The organism is Bacillus sp. FAU20 (assembly GCF_056033865.1).
In genome coordinates, this window is the sequence record NZ_JBVYHY010000026.1 from 564,829 (window position 1) to 584,807 (window position 19,979).

The 19,979-nt window shown below is 32.1% G+C and carries 17 protein-coding genes and 7 pseudogenes; 20 read left to right on the forward strand and 4 right to left on the reverse strand.

Going from position 1 to position 19,979, the window contains the following annotated elements:
* Positions 1-52: 52 nt before the first annotated feature.
* On the forward strand, positions 53-1,297 hold the full coding sequence (locus AC0OM3_RS24815) for an MFS transporter (RefSeq protein WP_001111726.1): 1,245 nt from the start codon (positions 53-55) through the stop codon (positions 1,295-1,297).
* 18 nt (positions 1,298-1,315) lie between these two features.
* Here the strand turns inward: AC0OM3_RS24815 and AC0OM3_RS24820 are convergent, their stop codons facing one another.
* Positions 1,316-1,789 (reverse strand): CDI toxin immunity protein, encoded by a 474-nt coding sequence (locus AC0OM3_RS24820; RefSeq protein ID WP_131251300.1) that lies wholly within the window; start codon positions 1,787-1,789, stop codon positions 1,316-1,318.
* Positions 1,790-2,371: 582 nt separating this feature from the next.
* Between AC0OM3_RS24820 and AC0OM3_RS24825 the strand changes: the two are divergent.
* From AC0OM3_RS24825 to AC0OM3_RS24840, 4 genes and pseudogenes are all read left to right on the forward strand, one after another.
* A pseudogene (locus tag AC0OM3_RS24825) lies at positions 2,372-2,623 on the forward strand (IS3 family transposase); the annotation flags it as partial.
* Positions 2,624-2,745: 122 nt separating this feature from the next.
* Entirely contained in the window at positions 2,746-3,456 is a 711-nt protein-coding gene (locus tag AC0OM3_RS24830; protein WP_000787492.1) for a class I SAM-dependent methyltransferase, read from the forward strand.
* A gap of 119 nt (positions 3,457-3,575) precedes the next feature.
* Positions 3,576-3,977, forward strand: coding sequence for a VOC family protein (locus AC0OM3_RS24835; protein WP_000072393.1), 402 nt, complete (start codon positions 3,576-3,578; stop codon positions 3,975-3,977).
* Between the two features lie 12 nt (positions 3,978-3,989).
* Positions 3,990-4,379, forward strand: a pseudogene (locus AC0OM3_RS24840) (SAM-dependent methyltransferase); the annotation flags it as partial.
* Between the two features lie 154 nt (positions 4,380-4,533).
* On the opposite strand, the pseudogene AC0OM3_RS24845 reads toward AC0OM3_RS24840, so the two are convergent.
* Positions 4,534-5,379 (reverse strand): annotated as a pseudogene (locus tag AC0OM3_RS24845) (thiamine pyrophosphate-dependent enzyme); the annotation flags it as partial.
* A 252-nt stretch (positions 5,380-5,631) separates the two neighbouring features.
* On the opposite strand from AC0OM3_RS24845, the gene AC0OM3_RS24850 reads away from it, so the two are divergent.
* From AC0OM3_RS24850 to spoIISB, 5 genes are all read left to right on the forward strand, one after another.
* Positions 5,632-6,114, forward strand: coding sequence for a MarR family winged helix-turn-helix transcriptional regulator (locus AC0OM3_RS24850; RefSeq protein WP_000191914.1), 483 nt, complete (start codon positions 5,632-5,634; stop codon positions 6,112-6,114).
* Positions 6,115-6,280: 166 nt separating this feature from the next.
* Positions 6,281-7,018: a 2,3-diphosphoglycerate-dependent phosphoglycerate mutase gene (gpmA, locus tag AC0OM3_RS24855; protein ID WP_474213173.1), complete on the forward strand. Its 738-nt coding sequence runs from the start codon at positions 6,281-6,283 to the stop codon at positions 7,016-7,018.
* Positions 7,019-7,256: 238 nt separating this feature from the next.
* Positions 7,257-7,994, forward strand: coding sequence for a type II toxin-antitoxin system SpoIISA family toxin (locus tag AC0OM3_RS24860; protein WP_000624982.1), 738 nt, complete (start codon positions 7,257-7,259; stop codon positions 7,992-7,994).
* Positions 7,995-8,106: 112 nt separating this feature from the next.
* A complete protein-coding gene (locus AC0OM3_RS24865) occupies positions 8,107-8,235 on the forward strand; it encodes a hypothetical protein (protein WP_046946297.1) in 129 nt (42 codons plus the stop codon).
* Between the two features lie 72 nt (positions 8,236-8,307).
* A complete protein-coding gene (spoIISB, locus tag AC0OM3_RS24870) occupies positions 8,308-8,484 on the forward strand; it encodes a stage II sporulation protein SB (protein ID WP_000852629.1) in 177 nt (58 codons plus the stop codon).
* A gap of 18 nt (positions 8,485-8,502) precedes the next feature.
* Here the strand turns inward: spoIISB and AC0OM3_RS24875 are convergent, their stop codons facing one another.
* A complete protein-coding gene (locus tag AC0OM3_RS24875) occupies positions 8,503-8,892 on the reverse strand; it encodes a YxeA family protein (protein ID WP_474213174.1) in 390 nt (129 codons plus the stop codon).
* 211 nt (positions 8,893-9,103) lie between these two features.
* Between AC0OM3_RS24875 and AC0OM3_RS24880 the strand changes: the two genes are divergently transcribed.
* The 3 genes and pseudogenes from AC0OM3_RS24880 to AC0OM3_RS24890 all read left to right on the forward strand — a co-directional run bounded on the left by AC0OM3_RS24880 (position 9,104) and on the right by AC0OM3_RS24890 (position 12,257).
* Entirely contained in the window at positions 9,104-10,573 is a 1,470-nt protein-coding gene (locus AC0OM3_RS24880; RefSeq protein ID WP_474213175.1) for an aminoacyl-histidine dipeptidase, read from the forward strand.
* Positions 10,574-10,818: 245 nt separating this feature from the next.
* Positions 10,819-11,629, forward strand: a pseudogene (locus AC0OM3_RS24885) (papain-like cysteine protease family protein).
* A gap of 25 nt (positions 11,630-11,654) precedes the next feature.
* Complete coding sequence (locus AC0OM3_RS24890) at positions 11,655-12,257, forward strand: hypothetical protein (RefSeq protein WP_000517278.1); 603 nt, start codon at positions 11,655-11,657, stop codon at positions 12,255-12,257.
* A gap of 241 nt (positions 12,258-12,498) precedes the next feature.
* On the opposite strand, the gene AC0OM3_RS24895 is transcribed toward AC0OM3_RS24890, so the two are convergent.
* On the reverse strand, positions 12,499-12,750 hold the full coding sequence (locus tag AC0OM3_RS24895) for a response regulator transcription factor (RefSeq protein ID WP_000827560.1): 252 nt from the start codon (positions 12,748-12,750) through the stop codon (positions 12,499-12,501).
* A gap of 374 nt (positions 12,751-13,124) precedes the next feature.
* Here AC0OM3_RS24895 and AC0OM3_RS24900 point away from each other — a divergent pair.
* The 7 genes and pseudogenes from AC0OM3_RS24900 to AC0OM3_RS24930 all read left to right on the forward strand — a co-directional run.
* A pseudogene (locus AC0OM3_RS24900) lies at positions 13,125-14,004 on the forward strand (helix-turn-helix domain-containing protein).
* 139 nt (positions 14,005-14,143) lie between these two features.
* Positions 14,144-14,422, forward strand: a pseudogene (locus AC0OM3_RS24905) (AbrB/MazE/SpoVT family DNA-binding domain-containing protein).
* 525 nt (positions 14,423-14,947) lie between these two features.
* Positions 14,948-16,198, forward strand: coding sequence for a hypothetical protein (locus tag AC0OM3_RS24910; protein ID WP_046946296.1), 1,251 nt, complete (start codon positions 14,948-14,950; stop codon positions 16,196-16,198).
* Positions 16,199-16,265: 67 nt separating this feature from the next.
* Positions 16,266-17,024, forward strand: coding sequence for a TSUP family transporter (locus AC0OM3_RS24915; RefSeq protein ID WP_474213176.1), 759 nt, complete (start codon positions 16,266-16,268; stop codon positions 17,022-17,024).
* Between the two features lie 252 nt (positions 17,025-17,276).
* Positions 17,277-17,936 (forward strand): CatB-related O-acetyltransferase, encoded by a 660-nt coding sequence (locus AC0OM3_RS24920; RefSeq protein WP_000876936.1) that lies wholly within the window; start codon positions 17,277-17,279, stop codon positions 17,934-17,936.
* A gap of 328 nt (positions 17,937-18,264) precedes the next feature.
* The gene (locus AC0OM3_RS24925; RefSeq protein ID WP_046946294.1) at positions 18,265-19,578 is read left to right on the forward strand and encodes a D-alanyl-D-alanine carboxypeptidase family protein; all 1,314 of its coding nucleotides are present in this window, start codon (positions 18,265-18,267) and stop codon (positions 19,576-19,578) included.
* 92 nt (positions 19,579-19,670) lie between these two features.
* A pseudogene (locus tag AC0OM3_RS24930) lies at positions 19,671-19,823 on the forward strand (acyltransferase family protein); the annotation flags it as partial.
* Between the last annotated feature and the right edge of the window lie 156 nt (positions 19,824-19,979).

A 19,979-nucleotide genomic window follows, 5' to 3' on the forward strand; every position in this document is an offset into this window, starting at 1 on the left:
TGGGTATTATAGACCGGCAGTCGGTCTATGCTAAATGAAGGATGTGATGAGGATGCCAGCAAGTATTCAATCTTCCTTGAAAGATTTTCACTTAATGGTAAGTGGTCAAATTATTACTATTTTAGGTTCAACACTATTACGTTTTGCACTGTCTTTATATGTGCTAGATATAACAGGACGTGCCGATATATTTGCAGGGTTATATGCCGTAACGAGTATCCCGTTTTTGTTAGCTCCTCTTGGCGGAGCGATAGCAGATCGTTTCAACCGCCGTAATGTAATGGTCATTTTGGATTTTATAAACGCTGCTATTGTATTAAGTTTTATAGTTTTGTTATTAACTGAATCGATATCTATTTTATTGATTGGAACAATTATGTTTTTACTAGCAGTCGTTAGTGCAATGTACGCACCAGTTGTTATGGCAAGTATTCCGCAATTAGTTCCAGAGAAAAAGTTAGAACAAGCAAACGGTATCATAAATGGTGTGCAAGCATTATCTAATATAGTTGCTCCTGTATTAGGAGGAATATTGTATGGCATAATTGGTTTGAAAATGCTCGTAATAACAAGTTGTCTTGCTTTCTTTTTATCTGCGATTTTAGAAATGTTTATTACAATGCCATTTATAAAAAGAATACAGGAAGGCCATATCGTACCTACACTTGTAAAAGATATGAAAGAAGGTTTTCTTTATGTTTTAAAGCAACCTTTTATTTTGAAGGCTATGTTACTTGCAGCTTTACTAAACTTAATTTTGACACCGTTATTTGTTGTCGGAGGACCTATTATGTTACGAGTAACTATGCAGAGTAGCGATATGATGTATGGAATTGGAATGGGATTAATTGATTTTGCAACCATATTAGGGGCATTGTCAATCGGTTTCTTTGCTAAAAAGTTACAGATGAAAAGATTATATAATTGGATGTTTATCATAGCTTTATTAGTAATACCAGTGGCACTATCAGTTACACCGTTTACTCTTAATTTAGGATACTATCCACCATTTATCCTCTTTATACTTTCTTCTCTTCTAATCGCAATGATTATGACAATTGTATCCATCTATGTGATTACTGTAGTCCAAAAGAAAACACCAAATGAAAATCTAGGAAAAGTAATGGCAATTATAACAGCGGTATCTCAATGTATGGCACCAATTGGGCAAGTCGTATATGGTTTTATGTTTGAAGGATTCAGTACGAAAATTTATTTACCTATATTAGCTATTAGTTTCATAATGATAATAATAGCGGTGGTGACGAAGAAAATATTAAGAAATGAAGGGAACTAGCTTCATATGCTTAGAGTATTAGCGAAACCCAATCCTAATCAATTCTTCATCATTTATTTCAATTACGAATCTATATTCTTTGTCTAATAGCCAGTAATAAAAACTGACTGCATCAACGTCAACTAGTGATTGGAATACTTTATCAAGATTTGTACTTACTACAGGGATTTCATAGTTATCCCATATTATAAAAATCTGTTCGTCAAAATCTAGTTGGTTTGCTCTAATAAGGGAAATTAGTTGTTCTTTGTTCGAAGCTATGAATTGATTATCTATCTGTTCCCAATATATTCTTCCCGAGACAGTTATAGGAAATGAATTAATTAAAATAGTAGCAATCTGCTGGCTTTTTTCTTGGGAGAAAATGAGAGTTTCGTTTCCTAGGGATTCAAGGCATTCACTAAACAAAGGGTTTGTGTCATTGTTGTTTTTGGTTTTCAGTGCTCTTAACTTTTGTCGCAATTTCCATTGTCTTGACGATCTATCATCCATTTTTAACATTCCTTATACAATTATTTAAGAATGAGTATAGCATATAAGGGAAGTCTTTATGAAAAGGAACTTTTTAAATATAAATTAAACAAAAGCGTTATTTGAAAAAAAAGCCTTTTAAGGAAAGATAAGAGGCCATCAAAAAATATAACAACATAAAAAAATATATTATGTTTATACAATTTGAAAAGTTGATGGAAATAATAAAATGTATAAAATTCTTATAAAAAAAGCCCTAGGATTAGGGGATCTAGGGCTTCCTCTGTTGGTATATCTCACACGACATTATAAAAAGAAAAGAACTTAATGAAGATAACACATGAATGTTTCGTAAATGTATCAAAAAAAGTGAACAAAAGCGTTATTTTAAGGAGCATGATATATCATCAAGGGCTTTATAAATATAACTATACATTCGGTAAAAGAGATATCTTGGATTGTATTTTTGTTTCCAGTTCATAATAAGTCCCCCTTATACAAATAGTTTAATTATATTATACAGTTATTAATGCGAATGTTAAGAAACCTTGATATGAATTAAGGTGAATTTAAACAAGTTACAACGAACAGTGGACTTAAGGGATAGAAGAGAAAATAAAGGATGTTTGTCTTCGGCATAAATTACGATATGGATATCGAAGAGTGACCGCAACTCTTCGGAAAATGGGGCTGTGTGTAAATCATAAAAAAGTATTATGAATCATGAGGCAAAATCAGATTCTCTCAAAAGTTGGTCGAAAGAAAAAGAAATATATCAGTGGTGCGGAGCCAGTAGTAGCCCCTCATCGATTGGAACGCCAATTCGATGCATCCGCACCAAATGAAAGGTGGTTTAGGTATTTTGATAGGTGTCCCGTTTTCGGGGTTCACTTCAAAATGTAGGAGTTTTTTCTTTGTTTGAAAGTTCAAAAAGATATATAATAATTTTCTGACTATTAATTTATGGAGGGGTGTTAATGAAAAATGAAACGTTACACACACAAGAAGACATTTTAAAAATGCTTGATTCATTATTAAGACCTGCAGAACCATTTTGGAATGAATTTTATGAGAATAGAGAAAAGGATGTTCCATTTTTTGAAAATGTTCCAGATGAGAACCTAGTTTCGTATATACAAAAAGAGAGAGTTTCAAAAGGGAAAGTATTAGAACTTGGGTGTGGTCCAGGTAGAAATGCCATTTATTTAGCGACTCAAGAATTTGATGTAACAGCAGTGGATTTATCTGTAGAAGGTATTAATTGGGCTAAAGAAAGGACATTGGCAAAAGGGGTAGAAATTCACTTTATTTGTGATTCAATTTTTAATTTAGAGGTTCAAAACGAATTTGATTTTGTATACGATTCGGGCTGTTTGCATCACATTCCACCGCATAGAAGAATAAATTATGTGGATTTAATTAAAAACTCATTAAAATCGGGTGGTTATTTCGGATTAACATGTTTTGCGGCAGGCGATTTAGATGAACGAAATGGATCAGAAATAACAGATTGGGATGTATATAGAGGATGGAGTCTACAAGGTGGTCTTGCATACTCGGAAGAAAAGTTAAGAGAAATATTTAAAGAATTTGAGGTAATTGAGATTAGAAGGATGAAACAAATGAAACAACCGAATGAAATGTTTGGAGAATCATTTCTTTGGACAGCATTATTTAAGAAGAAATAAGAGAGTAGATAATTGACAAACTCAACGTTTTTATAGACAATACACTTATAGGAATGTACGTTCGATTTCGTTAGCCGACGTATGTTTTACATAAATACATAACAAGGAGCTGTCTCCATATGAGTAACACAAAAATTACTACGTTTTTAATGTTTGAGGGCAAAGCTGAGGAAGCGATGAATTTTTATACGTCGCTATTTGATCAATCAGAAATTATTAGTATTTCTCGCTACGATGAAAATGGACCTGGTAAAGAGGGAACTGTAATTCATGCAACTTTTACGCTAAATGACCAAGAGTTTATGTGTATTGATAGTTATGTAAATCATAATTTTACATTCACTCCAGCTATGTCTCTTTATGTAACTTGTGAGACAGAAGAAGAAATTGAAACGGTCTTTCATAAACTAGCGCAGGATGGAGCAATTCTTATGCCGTTAGGTTCTTATCCGTTTAGTAAAAAGTTTGGCTGGTTAAATGATAAGTATGGTGTCTCTTGGCAGTTAACTCTTGCTGAATAAAAAAGAAAAAGTGTAGCTTATTTGTTTGTAAAAGATGTTCATCTTGTATGGAATGAAGTTTCTAGCGTTTTAAAGAATAAAGGTATTCTTATTGCTGGATTTACAAATCCGTTACTATGGATTTTTGATGATAACGAAGAGCAAAAAGGTATTCTTGATGTTAAACATTCAATTCCTTCATCAACGTTGGATTATTTACCAGAGGATGAAGTTCAAGATTACATCGATTCAAATCAAACAATAGAATATGCGCATACTTTAGAAGACCAAATCCAAGGCCAAATTGATGCTGGTTTTGCTATAACAGGTTTTTATGAGGATGATTTTGGTGGAACAAGGATATTAGATAAGCATATTAAAACATTTATTGCGAAAAAAGCTATAAAGTTAAAGATGGATTAAGAATTTTTGCTTGTCGCACAGGGTGTTAGTCGAAGAAGGCTCTTAAAATAGAAAAGGATGGTACTTTCCATCCTTTTCCTTTATGTATTTTGAGGGTCGAAACTATTCTCAAAACAAGTTTTACACTACCAATTGTATAATTAGTTTTTTTATATTAAGAATTTTGCTGACCGAATCTTTTCCCGAGTTTAGCTAACAATTCAGGTTGATCGCTTTGGCTCATTATTACCTCAATAAAGATAAGTTGATTCTTATTAAAAGTTATATTTGTTAAGACTTCTGTTAACTCTGTTTCATTCTCCACTTTAAATGTTAGGCTTTTTTCTTCTGATCCGAATAGGTTCGGCAAGTTAGTATAATCCCACATCTGTATGTCATTATATGGTTGGTTTTGGCCGTGAATGGCACGTTCAACAGTGTATCCGTTGTTATTGATTAAAAATATAATCGGTTTTAAATTTTGACGTAGTATAGTTGATAACTCTTGGGCAGTTACTTGGAAAGAACCGTCACCAATAATTAAAATGTTGAGCCGTGATAAATTGGCGACCTGTGTACCAAGTAGAGCGGGCAGTGTATATCCGATAGATCCCCATAACGGTTGTCCTACATATGCAGTGTTATTAGGTAGAGGGATAGCAGCACTACCAAAGAAAGGTGTTCCTTGCTCTACAATTAAGATGTCGTTTTCTTGTAAGAAATGGTACATTTGCTGCCAAAAACGTTTTTGTGTGACCATTTGTGATTTGGGATTGAACTCTTCAGTAAAAAGAGATGATTTTAAAATAAATGGCTTAACGTCAAGAGTATCTTTATTACGATGCTCAATTGAATCACTTAAATGTTGTAAAATATCCTGCATTACAACTGGACCGTATTTTTTATCTATAATTTTCACAGCGTAGGGATGGATTTCTATAACTTGTTCTTTTGTAAAACCTTGTGTGAAGCCGCCTGTAATAGTATCAGTTAACTTCACACCAATACTAATAATACAATCCACTTTAAATTTTCATGTGGTACTACATCATCTAAAAAGCAAGATTATAATCACCAGGAACCCCGAATGTATGTTCAATTCCTAATTCGTGTAGTCTATCCAATAAATATGTACTTACAGTATATTGTTTTTTCAAATGAATCACCTCCTAATTATGCAATGAATGTTTCAATAGACTAAACAAGTTCTAATGCGTTGATTAAAATATTCATTACTAGATTGTGGTATAATTTACATACAGGGGGAAAGTAGATGACACAACATAAAGAAGAACAGATGAATGAGGCATTAGCATTATTTTATTTTGCATATAAAACATTTACTGAAAAGCCAGATGAAATTATAAAAGAATATGGCATTCAACGAGTACATCATCGAATTTTATTTTTTATCGCACGTTTTCCAAGGATAAGTGTAAATGAGTTATTATCACTATTAGAAATAAGCAAACAAGCTCTTCACGGGCCGCTACGTCAACTTGTGGAAAAGGGCTTAATTGAGAGTAATGAAGCTATGCATGATCGCCGTGTGAAACAGTTGTCTTTAACAGAACAAGGTGCAGATTTAGAGAAAAAACTGAGTGATGTACAAAGACAACAAATGGGTGCTATTTTTTCAAAATTTGGTGAATCATGTGAGGACAATTGGCACCAAGTTATGAATGAAATGGCAAATAGCCGATCAGGTTTTGATGCTTGGATATCGAAACGGGAAATACCAGTCGATCAAAAATAATGAAAAAGCTTCTGTTTTTATCGTTTGAAAAAGAATAAATTTTATCCATACATTTGGCAACTATCGTTTGGTCATAGAATGAATGGATAAAAAGATACATTACTAGATACTTTATACGTGTACGCAATGGAACAATAAAATTCACATTTCCGAAAGGGGAATTTTAATGATAAAACTTGTACTTATTCGTCACGGGCAAAGTTTATGGAATCTTGAAAATCGCTTTACTGGATGGACAGATGTTGATCTATCAGAGAATGGATTAAGTGAAGCGAGAGAAGCAGGAGCAATATTAAAGAAAAACGGATATACTTTTGATGTGGCTTATACATCTGTATTAAAACGTGCAATTCGGACGTTATGGATTGTACTTCATGAGATGGATCTTACTTGGGTCCCAATACATAAATCTTGGAAGCTAAATGAAAGACATTATGGTGCATTGCAAGGGTTGAATAAAGATGAAACTGCTCAAAAATATGGTGAAGCGCAAGTTCATATTTGGAGAAGAAGTGTTAATGTAAGACCACCGGCTCTTACTGAAGACGATTCTCGATATGAAGCGATTGATCCAAGATATAAAACACTCAAAAAAGGTGAATTTCCGTTAACTGAATGTTTAGAGGATACGGAGAAGAGAGTACTTGCTTATTGGCATTCAGAAATTGCGCCGACATTAAAAAGTGGTAATAAAGTAATTATTTCATCACACGGTAACACAATTCGCTCGCTAGTAAAATACTTAGACAACCTTTCAAATGATGGTGTAGTTTCATTAAATATTCCAACTAGCATTCCGCTTGTTTATGAATTAGACGAAAACTTACGTCCGATTCGTCATTATTATTTAAGTATGGATGGAGAAGTACCTGAAGGCGAAATTCCGAAACATATTTCTTTTTAATACGAAAATTTGAAATGAATGCTTGTCTACATATACAATATAGACTCATGGTAAAGTAAAATTTTAATCAGTGGGGGTCTTACTGCCCACAAATAGCAGGATAAAAGACGTGGCACCTTCTAATATATATGCAATGTAGCTAAATTTAGAAGCTTGTCCACGTCTTTTGTCATAAAGAGAGCAGCTTGCGCATGTAATGGTATCGTGAGTAGTTTTTGAATGGAGGGTGATGTGATTAATGATCTCTAACATTCGAATTGGCTTATTTGTTTTAGCGATTGTCTTTGTAGTCCTTGTTTTCTTTTATTGGAAAAATGAGGAGTTGTACGAGGAGAAAAAGCAACGTATTAGAAAGACTTGGTATGGTTTGTTTATCATATCTGTCACCGTGTATTTCATGATAAAAGGAATCGATTTAACCCTTTGGAAGAATCTTTTAATGTTTACTGCAATGGTTATTTTTGTTGATATTGCATTCATTTTAACACCTAATATTTCAGAAATATGGGGTGCCAAATTTAGCGATATTGGCAAGACAGTTCAATCAATAAAACGATCATTAATTGCATCTAAAGCGAGAGGAGAAATATACACGACAATTATTCAAAATGTTAATCCATCAGTTTTCGGTACGATGGAATGGCATACGGAAGAGGAATATACAAAGAGCTTAAATGCATTTTTAGATTCATACGGGGAAAAGATTGGCGCGAAAATTGTTGTTTTTGAAGCCGCGAAGGAATTAAATACAAACTTTCGTGGTATTCGCTCGCAATTTAGTATTATCGTTCCGTTAGAACATATCGAGCAATTGAATGAGCAGAAAGCGGTACAAGTAGAAAATGTCGGGATCATACCAGCAAAAATAGTAAGTGACGTTTTCATTGTTATTGATGGAAAGAAAAATAACCTGCAAGATCGGGATTTTGAAAATGTATATAATTTAACAATACATCATAGTTATTTTAGTAAATAAGGACAGAATCTTTTTCTGTCCTTATCTTCTATACATAAATTAAAAACAAAATCCGACAAAGTTGAATAAAATTGGACAATCATTCCTACACTAGCATGTAGAGGTGATTGTAGTGGTAAAAAATTATGACAATGATTTTTTTAAAGAAGGTAACGAAGATACAACAGATTTCTCTTTAATAAAAGGGGATACGTTGCAGCAAGTAGAAGAATTAGAAGAAGAATTAAAAAGAAAATCATAAGTGTACACTCTTTCTACATTTGCTATATAATATAAATAAAAGGTTGTATCTTTTTGAAAAGGGGGAGAAGAGATGGCTGAAGTCAATGTACAAAAGTCTTCGTTTTTTAAAGAAAAAAAAGAAGAATCCAATACAGATTTCTCTCTTGTGAAAGGTGCATTAACGGAGAATATAAATCGGTTAGAGAAACTGATGAATAATAGTAGTTCAAAATATATACAGGTGAAAAGAACAAAAGAAAATGCATAGAGCATTTTCTTTTGTTTTTTATTTAATAGTAAACTTATCTTTTACTTTTTTAGGTGAATCTGTTTTCTGAATCTCTACATAGGACTTTACTTCAATTGATGATATTTCATTTTTGCTATTATCATCTTGATCTACATAGAGGCGTAAAAACGCGTCTTCATTTAATTTATGGTCGTTTTCTTTTTTTGTACTTCTAAATGTAATTTGTTTTTTGACGCCATCTTCATCATATGCGGGCAGCGTATAGTTTCGTAAGTTTCTACCATCTACTTTTTCGATATTTCCTTCGCCTTTTATCTGCATGTAATATACATCTTTAGCAATTCTATTTAGTGACGCTCTCTCACAGCTAATAGTAAAACTAGAAAATAATAAACATAGTGTAATAATTGTTAAAAACTTTTTCATTTTCTTTATCTCCTTCAAAGTGTGTCTTTAAAAAATATACGTCTATTATTTAATAAGAAAAATCGATATAGCTTACAACGCCCTTACAATGTTGTAAGAGTGTTGTACATAAAATGAACAATAAAAGTAAAAAGAAAGGTAAAATAATGAATCATGGTATAATGATATGAGACTTACATATTATTTTGCCATTTGGAGAGGAGCTTGAAAAATGTATTCTACATTAGAACAATTAACAAAGCACCCTGTATTTTATCATTTTGCAGAAATTTCAAAGATTCCTAGAGGATCAGGTAATGAAAAGGAAATTAGTGATTATTTAGTGGGCTTTGCAAAACAGCGTAATTTAGAAGTTATTCAAGATGAAGCATTAAATGTCATTATTAAAAAAGAAGCAACAGCTGGTTATGAAAATGTACCAGCTATTATTATTCAAGGTCATATGGATATGGTTTGCGAAAAAAATCAAGCAACAGTACATGATTTTGAAAAAGATCCGATTCAATTACGAATCATTGGGGACATGTTATATGCAAATCAAACAACATTAGGTGCTGATAATGGTATTGCAGTTGCGTATGCATTAGCTTTATTAGATTCAAAAGAAATTCCGCATCCAGCACTTGAAGTCGTTATCACTACTGAAGAAGAAACGACAATGGGCGGGGCTTTTGCTATTGATCCAAATCATTTTGAAGGAAAGATATTTATAAATATTGATTCTGAAGAAGATCACAAATTACTTGTAAGTAGTGCAGGTGGTGCGAAAGCTGTTGAAACAATTCCCGTAATTTGGGATGAAACGCCAGAGAATATGGATGCATACCGTCTATATGTTGGCGGTCTAAAAGGCGGACATTCTGGTATGGAAATTGATAAACAACGAGGTAATGCGAATAAAGTATTAGGACGAGTATTACGTGATTTATCAGCACATACAGAGTTTAACATAAGTGAAGTTCACGGCGGATTAAAAACGAATGCAATTCCGCGTGAAAGTGTAGCTACAATTTTAATTCGTACAGAAGATATAGGGCAAGTAGAAGAAAAACTAGAATCATGGACACGTGTATTACAAGAAGAAATGCGATCTGTTGATCCAGATGTTCATGTGACACTGACAAAATTGGATGAAACAGTTGAAAAAGTATTTGCTAAAGAGACACAAAAGCAGCTTATTTCATCATTATTCTTAATTCCGAATGGCATTCAAAGTATGAGCATGGATATTAAAGGTCTTGTAGAAAGCTCAACAAATTTAGGCGTTATTGAAACGTTGCAAGATGAAATTAAATTACGTAACGAAGTGCGAAGTTCTGTAAGTAGTTTAAAACAACATGTTGCAGAAGAAATCAAATATATTGCTGAATTAGTTGGTGCTACATTTGAAATAGAGTCAGAGTATCCAGAATGGCCATACAATCCAAACTCACAAATTCGTAATTTATTTGAAAAAGTACATCAAGAAAAATACAATAAAGAAATTGAAATCTTCGCTGTACATGCGGGGATTGAGTGTAGCGCATTCGTTCAAAAGATGCCTGAATTAGATGCAATTTCATTCGGACCAGACATTTTCAACGTCCACACTCCAGATGAACATATCAGTATTTCTTCTGTAGTGAATAACTGGGGATTCTTCATTGATGTAATGAAGGGTACGAAAGAATTAGCTAAGTAATAACGATGAAATAAAAAGGAGCCTATAAAAATTTATAGGCTCCTTTTTTGTATTGGAATTTATCAAGCTATTTGCCGGGCAGCCCGATTGGTTTAAATAATAATCAGTGGGGGATGAATAAAACCACTACTGATTAAAGGTTCACTTTATGAGAAGTCATTTTTCGTTAGTATGTAATATTAAGCTTGAACAATTAATAAGGATGAATTGTTGATGTTTTTTAGTACTGATGAAGGGGTGGAGAAATGAAGGAAAGAAAGCATTTTATTGTTTGTATGTTTTTATTGTTTTTCACATTTAGTTTTATTGGTGTTCAGAAAATAATAGCAGAAGAAGTTGAATTTTCAGGAACAACAGCTCCATTGAATGTAAATGTTAGAGAGGCAAAAAGTTTAAATGCAAATATTGTAGATGTGATTCCCGGAAATACAAAAGTATCTTTTAAAGGATGGGAGTATGGTGAAACGGTTAAAGATTATTGGACAGGAAATTTAGATAATCGTTGGTTTTATTATTTTAAAGATGGAAAAAAAGTATATGTAACGTCAGCGTATATTAATGGAAATCCTCCAAATACATCAATAGATCGGTAAATTATCTGTACCTAACATATTACAAGAAAGGTCAAATTGGTGTTGGGCAGGCACTTCGGTTTCAGTTTTAAATTATTTTGGGAAAACTCCTTCACAAGATCAGTACGTTAGGTATGTTAAGGGTGGATCATATAATAATCCTGCAACTTCACGTGAAATACAATATGGATTATCCGGATATGGGGTTAGCTCAGCTATAAGTTCTGGAGCAAAATCGTATGATTGGTTCAAAAGTCAAATTAATAGTAATCAGCCGATGATTGCACTCATTATGTGGCAAAATGGAGCTAACATCGGACACTTTCTAGTACTTGATGGATTTTATAAAGGGACAAATGGAACAGATTATATAACGTACATGGACCCTTGGTATGGTGATCATTATAATCATAATTTCAGTACGTTCCATAACAATAATAATTTTTGGTGGAGTGAAACTGTTTATAATATCCATGCAAACTAATAATATTAAAAGCGGGGGTTCATAAATGGGAAAACTACTTAAGCTTGTGATACCGTGCATGTGCTTAATGACCGTTATTATTTTCGCTAGTAAAATTAGTTATGCATCAAAAAATAAAAGTGAATCAGTACAATCGATCGCATTAAAAGATTATCAATATAGTAAGGGAAGTTCTTCTGAAAATTTAAGTTTTGAAAAAATAACAACATCTCCATTTTCGTTACCAATCTATGAAACAATTTCAGCACAGCAAATTTTAAATAGCTCTGAATTTAAGCATTTACTATTACCAACAAATGAAAAGCTATGGTTTATTATGAAGGGTGAGCAGCCAGAAGGACTAATTGTTGCGAATGATATTGAACCGATTCGAACGGGCGGAGAAAATAAAAGTAAAGATTTATATGGATTATATAAAGCAATAAAAAATAATACAAATGAAACAAAAGATATTAGTTATTTCGAATTTGAAGGGCAAGGAATATTGGTAGTAAATCAAAATAATGATCAAGAAATATACCTTAGTAAAGGTGCCGCTGCCATATTAAAACTTCCTGCTGGTCAAAAAGTATTGAGCAGTGAAGTAATACAGAAAATGAAAGAGAGAATTGTAACTGGTTTTGAATAGTGAGAATGTCTGATTTTTTTTTGTTTATACAAGGTTGAATAGGGAACAGGATTAATGGTAGCATTAGGGCATCTTTACTGTTTGAAACCTAGTAGTGTATATAAAAAGGTTAGAGAAGTTAATTCTCTAACCTTTTTATATTAATGTCTGAAATTTAAAAAGTGATGGAGTAAACCAAATAATAAAAGTATGTCTGCTCTTATATTTTTATTTGCAATTTAAACTCGTTATATTCCGCTATCTATTGTACAACCTTTTTACATAGTTGAATTTTTTTATTTGAAAATAAGGGTGCATCTATAAAACCATAATGATAAACTAAAATACCTAATTCCACTCTAGAATTAATATGCCATTTTTCTTTAATATGATTAATTATCGTTGAAATTCTTCGAGGGGTAACATATATTTTTTTGGAAATTTCTGCATCTGTATATCCTTTTGCTACATAAATAGCCACTTCTAACTCTCTTTCGGTCAACATTCTTTTCATAAAATACGCTCCTTCGAAATTATTTATATAAAAATCAAAAGAAACTATTAAAAGAAATAAAGGTGAAAAATCATATTTATTTTAATCCGGCTATTTGCGGGTAGTAAGACTTCCACCTCAAAATTTAGATGTGGCAAAGAAGTCGGACTCCCTGTAAAAGCCTGCCTGGAGTGGACTAATAATCAGTGGGGGGATAAAACTCCCCTTAATTATTAGTGAACCATATTTTAATAATTTCTCGTATTGTGATACAAGTTTGTAAAAGAAACTATAAATCCATATAATTAGTAATTATAACTATATTAATTTTACATTACATTAAAAGTTGGAAAATATTCTTATACTCATAAAGTGTTACATTTGAGGGAGGAAATATGGAATTCTACAATCTTGGTATTATTATTAAAGAACTTAGAAAGAAAAAAAACATGTCACAATCTGAATTATGTCATGGAATATGTTCACAAAGTCAAATTAGTAAGATAGAAAAAGGTATTATTTATCCATCTAGCATATTGTTGTATCAATTATCTGAAAGACTTGGTATTGATCCAAATTATATATTTGCACTAACTAAAAATAAAAAAATAAAATATATTGAAAATGTAAAATGTGTAATGAGAGATTGTGTGAAACAAAAAGAATATAATGAGCTTTACGAAATAGTGAAAAAAGAGAAAAACGAAAATAATTTCCAATCAAAAGAAGATAAACAATTTCTATTATGGCATGAAGCGATTGCTATATATTATGTAAATGGAGCAACAATTAATGCTTTTGACATTTTAAATAGAGCACTAAAACAAACTTTAAGTAGTAGTAACTTTTTATCAGAGAAAGAAATAAGCATAATGAATTCAATCGCTATAATACATGCAGAAAATGAAGAGTATGAGAAAAGCATAAATATATTAAAACAAAGTTTAATTAATTTTAATAAGATAGAATTCCCTAGAGAAAAAGAAATCAAATTAAGACTCATTCATACGTTAACAAAATGTTTACACCTTGCAAATCAACATGAAGAAGCGATGAAGTATAGTGAAATAGGTATAAAATTAGCCATAAATATGAATACTTTATACTTATTAGGTGAATTATTCTTTGAAAAAGGTGCAATTTTATTAAAAGTTCAGCACTCTAACTAAAGTTGGTTTAACATACATAAAAAAGGCATTATTTATATTTGAACTAACAGAGAGAAAACAATATATAAAAATGATCAAGGAAAAATATATTAAAAATCAAAAATAAACGAGAAAGAATTCTAACATAAACTATTCCTAATTGTTATTTATTCCTAAAAAAGTACTGTAATACGAACTATTCCTAATTGTTGTTTATTGCTAAAATAAATACCGTAATATTAGATAAATATAAAGGGTGGCATTTTATGAAATCAAGAGGAATTACTCGTAAAGCAGATAGTATGGGGCGTATTGTTATTCCAATGGAAATAAGACGGAGTTTAGGAATTGTAGAAAAAGATCTCTTGAAATGTTTATAAGAAGAGGAGCAGATTATTTTACGAAAATATCAATCTCCAAGAGCTTGTGCACTTACAGGAGATATTTCAGACAGCAATATTTCGTTAGCGAATGGGAAGATTATCGTAAGTCCAAACGGTATGGAACTGTTAATAAAGAAGTTACAGCAATATCTTTTAAAGTAAAAGGTAAGTAAGAACCTTAAAATAGAATATACTTGGAAAAAGTTCTCTATTCATTTAGGGGGCTTTTTTATTGTTATCAATAAAATTGAGAAGGCCGTAGTTGGTTCAATGAAATACGGATTACCTTATGAATAGTCTGACTATTTTTTATAAAAAAACTATTTATTTACATTTTTTTGTTTCGTGTTATATTTTTAATGTTAACATAGTTGTATTGAAAATTCTGATTTTGGAATTTCGGAGAACCTTTCGAAAATGAAATACTCTTAATTGAATGTGAAAATCATATAAACATAGTTTGAAAGTAAAGTATGAAAATGAATCAGATTTTCAAATTAAATTTGCCAAATCAATGGAGGTTCGTGGGGGAAATGTAACTAAGAAGAAATCTCTTATACTCCACGTTTTTTATTTGTAAATCGGTAATTCTAATAGCTCTGACGAAAAGTAAAGGAGTAAAAAAGAAGTGGATAGTTTGTTTAATAGAAGATAGGGTGTAAAAAATAAAACAACGGAGGTTTTATAATGAATAAAGGAATACTGCAGATTACGGAAATTGAAGAAATTACTATTCCTAATGTATTGAATGATAAAATGAAGAGTTTGATAGACAATGAATTGAAAACCCATAATCCCTATACTTGTGATCAAGAAATAGCAGCATATTTTTCAAAAGAGTGGCTTACTTGTTTGATTGAATACTCAATGGAAACTCCGAATTCAGATATAAAAAAACTACTACATATGATAAAAGTAGCGAATTGTGGTGGGAACGTACCGCCTACTCTTATTAAAAATACTCCATGTGATCCTATGGAAACCCTATTACCTGGAGAAAATCGCAAAGGTTTTAATTATGGTGAAGACGAAAACGATAGAATGAAAAAATATTTTTATGCAGAATGGGTGACATGGCTTTTTGCCACACTTTTTAATTATGATGCTTTAATTCATCCATCCGAACATGCAGGGAAAAATAGATTTCATCTCATTTCCCCTTTAAACAACGATGAAGTTTTGCGAAATGTCGGTGCAAGCACCGGTGGCGGGAACTTTTATCAACATAACGATGCCACAGTGTATACAGATATGAAAGACCAGTCAGATATTGAAGCGAGATTGAATACATTCAATACGAATTTAGAAATTGTATCAAATAGACTTAATAAATCCGTGGAACGAATAGTGTCTGAAATTACTTGTGGAAAATTTACTAGAGTTGATGCTCTTTTATTAAAAGGAGTGTTAAATTTAAAAACTCAAACTCATATTGGAACCCCAAAATTACTTCAAAAGCATCTTGAAGAAAATTTCTTCAATAAAGATGACATATTGGCGATAAGTAAAATGCCTATTGCTCATATCGCAGGAATGGCTGATGGTGAAATATCTGGATTTGTAGGGGAAATAAACCAAATTATATTTTTAGATGATAATGGTGATATTATTGCAACTTGTTTGAATGGAGCAGAAAATAGATTGATTTATGTGGGAGAAAGTGAAGAAGAAAAATTGAAATTTGACATGTTTTTAGAACTCTTACGAACAACGCCTACTTATAAGGTTCCACTTACATCTGAAGATTTATTAATTATACCAAATTCATACTATGGTAAACAAACAAATGTAACTCATGGTAGGGAAAGGTTATCTGGGGAAGAATATAAAATCCCGATTGGAAATAATAAATACGGAAGAAGAATTGTTTGCAGGCAATACGTTTCCAGCCGATTACGTGATCAGAAAGAAAGTTACTTTACAGATATTATTAACTAGTTTAAAGAGAGGAGGGACGATGGGGAGGTTTGGAGTATAATAGCTCAAGCCTTCCCATATTCTTTGTATGGATTTTACTATTGAATTACTCATATTACTATTTTTAGTAGCTGTAATAGCAGGGTGGATAGATACGATTGCTGGAGGCGGTGGTATGATAACTATCCCGATAATGTTATTAGTAGGTATGTCTCCTTCTGTAGCGATAGCAACTAATAAACTGCAAGGGAGTAGCGGAACTCTCATGGCGACAGTGTTTTTTATTAAGAAGAAAGAAATTAATCTTAAAGAAATGCGTTTGTCCATCTTAATGACCTTTTTTGGATCAGTTTTGGGTGGATGGCTTGTTTTACAGATACGAGCAGAATATCTAATTATGATATTACCTTTTTTACTTGTTTTTATTGGCATTTATTTTCTATTATCTCCAAATATAGCAAACGAAGATCGACCGAGAAAAATAAGTATGTTGTTGTTTGCGTTAACAGTGGCTCCGTTAGTGGGATTTTATGATGGTTTCTTCGGCCCAGGAACAGGTAGCTTGATTGCTTTAGTATTCATTCTTTTATGTGGATATAGTGCTACACGGGCAACTGCAAATGCTAAGATTTTGAATTTTACTAGTAATTTCGCTGCTTTGTTGTATTTTATTATTTTTGGCCAAATCGATTGGACAATTGGATTGATTATGATGCTTGGTCAAATTATAGGGTCATATATTGGGGCGAAGATGGTGCTTACAAAAGGGACGTCATTAATACGACCAATAGTGGTTATTGTTTGCTTTGTCATGGCAATTAAGATTTTTTTACAAAATATGAACTAAATGTAATGAATATAGTGTTTGTATCGAAGTTAGATTGTTTTCATGTTGTTATTGCAGTATTACACTGTTTAAGATGTGTTCAAAATTAAACAATTTGACTAGTGTAATGTATTGCGTTATGCTTTTTCTAGTATAAAAGAAAGGCTTGAAGATAATGATTCGTCGTTTGAGAAAGCTAAAAAATGTAGCAGTCGTAGTAAGCTTCTAAGTAAATTATAAAATCTACTATACTTAGAAGCGAGGAATAAAGTTATGAAGTATCCATTATTTAATCATTGGTCAGAAACAAAGTATATAAAAGATATAGTAACAAATCCACTCATTGAAGTAGGAGAGTACTCCTATTATTCAGGGTATTATAGTCATCAAAATTTTGAAGATGGCTGTGTAAGGTATTTGTGGGGAGATGCTAAGTCCCAAGCACTGTTCAATCCAATTGAACAGATGGGATGGCACCTTGACAAACTCATTATTGGGAATTATGTTTGCATTGCAAGTGGGGTAGTCATTTTAATGGGTGGTAATCATAATCATCACTCAGAATGGATTACAGTATATCCATTCGCTGAGCAAATTAAACAATCATATGAACCTAAGGGAGATACAGTCATTAAAAGTGATGCTTGGATTGGAATGAATGCTATAATAATGCCTGGCGTTACTATTGGTGAAGGTGCAATTGTTGCTGCAGGATCTGTCGTAAGTAAAGATGTTCCGCCGTATACAATAGTTGGTGGAAATCCTGCTAAGGAAATAAAGAAACGATTCACTGATACAGAAATAAACATGTTAATGGAAATGCGTTGGTTTGATTGGGATAGGAAATTGATTGAGAAGGCAATTCCGCTGTTATCTAGTCCATCCATCGAATCATTATTTGCTTTTTATAAAAATGAAGTGAAAAATAAATAAATCAGTTAGAAAAACTACATCCAGTATAGGGTGTAGTTTTTTATTTTTTGTAAATGTGGAACAAATGTATTATTTAGATTGTCTATTAACTGTAATCCTAAAAAATATGAAAGTGTGAATCATTTTGAAAAATATAAGGGGATTAAAAATAAGGATATGTGTGGAAATACAAAGTATTAGCGCACCTAAAAGTGTCGGATGAGATGGTCTATATGAAAGCGATTCTAACGTTTTATATGTATATACAATTTGAGAACACTGTCTATTTTTTTGCGGGATTATGTTAGAATAACGCTTTTTAAGTACAAAGAAATTGGAGGTAACAGAAGTGAAAGGTATGTTTTGCAAGAGAGTTATTGCAATAGTAACAGTGCTTACAATATTTTGTAGCATGGTCGTTACAATTGGAAGAGCAGCAGCGGAAACAGTTCCTGCTATAGACGTTGAAGCAGGATCAGCAATTTTAATAGAAGCAAATTCCGGAAAAATTTTATATGAAAAAAATGCAGATGAATCATTGGCAATTGCTAGTATGACAAAAATGATGAGCGAATACTTAGTTCATGAAGCGGTGGATAAAGGAAAACTTAAATGGGATCAAAAAGTTAAAATCTCTGAATATGCACATAAGATTTCGCAAGATCGTTCACTATCAAATGTTCCATTAGAAAATGGTGGCTCTTATACGGTAAAAGAGTTATATGAGGCAATGGCAATTTACTCTGCAAATGGTGCAACAATTGCTTTAGTTGAACAGATTGCTGGTAAAGAGGTCAATTTTGTAAAAATGATGAACGATAAGTCAAAAGAGTTTGGTATGAAAGATTATAAGCTTGTAAACTCTACCGGCTTAACAAATCAAGATTTAAAAGGATATCATCTAGAAGGGACAACTCTAGACGAGAAAAATAAAATGTCTGCAAGGGATTGTGCAATTTTAGCACAACGTCTTATTCAAGATTTCCCCCAAATATTAAATACAGCAAAAATTCCTAAAAAAACATTTCAAGAGGGTGGTAAATATCCAATTGATATGGCGAACTTTAATTGGATGTTAAAAGGTTTAATTAAGCAATATGAAGGTGTAGATGGTTTGAAAACAGGAACGACTCCAGAAGCGGGAGATTGTTTCACTGGTACAGTAGAAAGAAATGGTATGCGCCTAATTTCTGTAGTGATAAAAGCAAAATCTCATACGGCACGTTTTGATGAAACAAAGAAATTATACGATTATGGATTTGCGAATTTTGAAGTGAAGAATGTCTACGGAAAAGATTCAGTAGTAAAAGGGCATGAAACAGTTCGAGTAGCAAATGCAAAAGAAAAAGATGTAGTAGTTCAAATGAAACAAGCTGTTTCGCTTCCAATGCCGAAGGGCAACAAAGACATTTATAAAAAAGAATTTAAAGTATCGAATACGGAACAAGAAGCCCCTATTAAAAAAGGTGTAACAATTAGTAAAATGATTATCTCGTCTAAAGATAATACAGATCCTGGGTTCTTATCAGGTAATTCATTACAAATAGACCTTGTAACAAAATCTGATGTGGAACAAGCAAATTGGCTTACACGTTTTATACGTAAAACAGGATCTTTTTTTAGTGGTATGTGGGATCGTGCGATTGATATAGTAAAAAGCTAATTTTATAGGATACAACTAAATATTAGTTTGAAACAAAAGGTTTCAAAGCACTATAGATTCTTATGTGGATAGCTTGGAATGTCAGGGTGTAATTTTTTCTTCTTACTTTGTGCATTGCAATGACACTACTTTTTTCTATAGTTTTGTATCATTTAATCGAAAAGAAATGTATCAACTGGGCAAAACAAAGAACAACAATTTTTTTGAAAAAAAGTATAATTCCTAGGGAGATTTTATTTCTTTAGTAAATATACGAATATGACCGATTCCTTAGTATACTTGGGAATCGGTCAATTTTGGATTCTAAATGTAAATATAGTAAAGTGGAATATAATTGAAATCGAAAACCACTTAGAAATAACAATTACGGTGTGAGCTATTGTATAGTATAGATATATTTA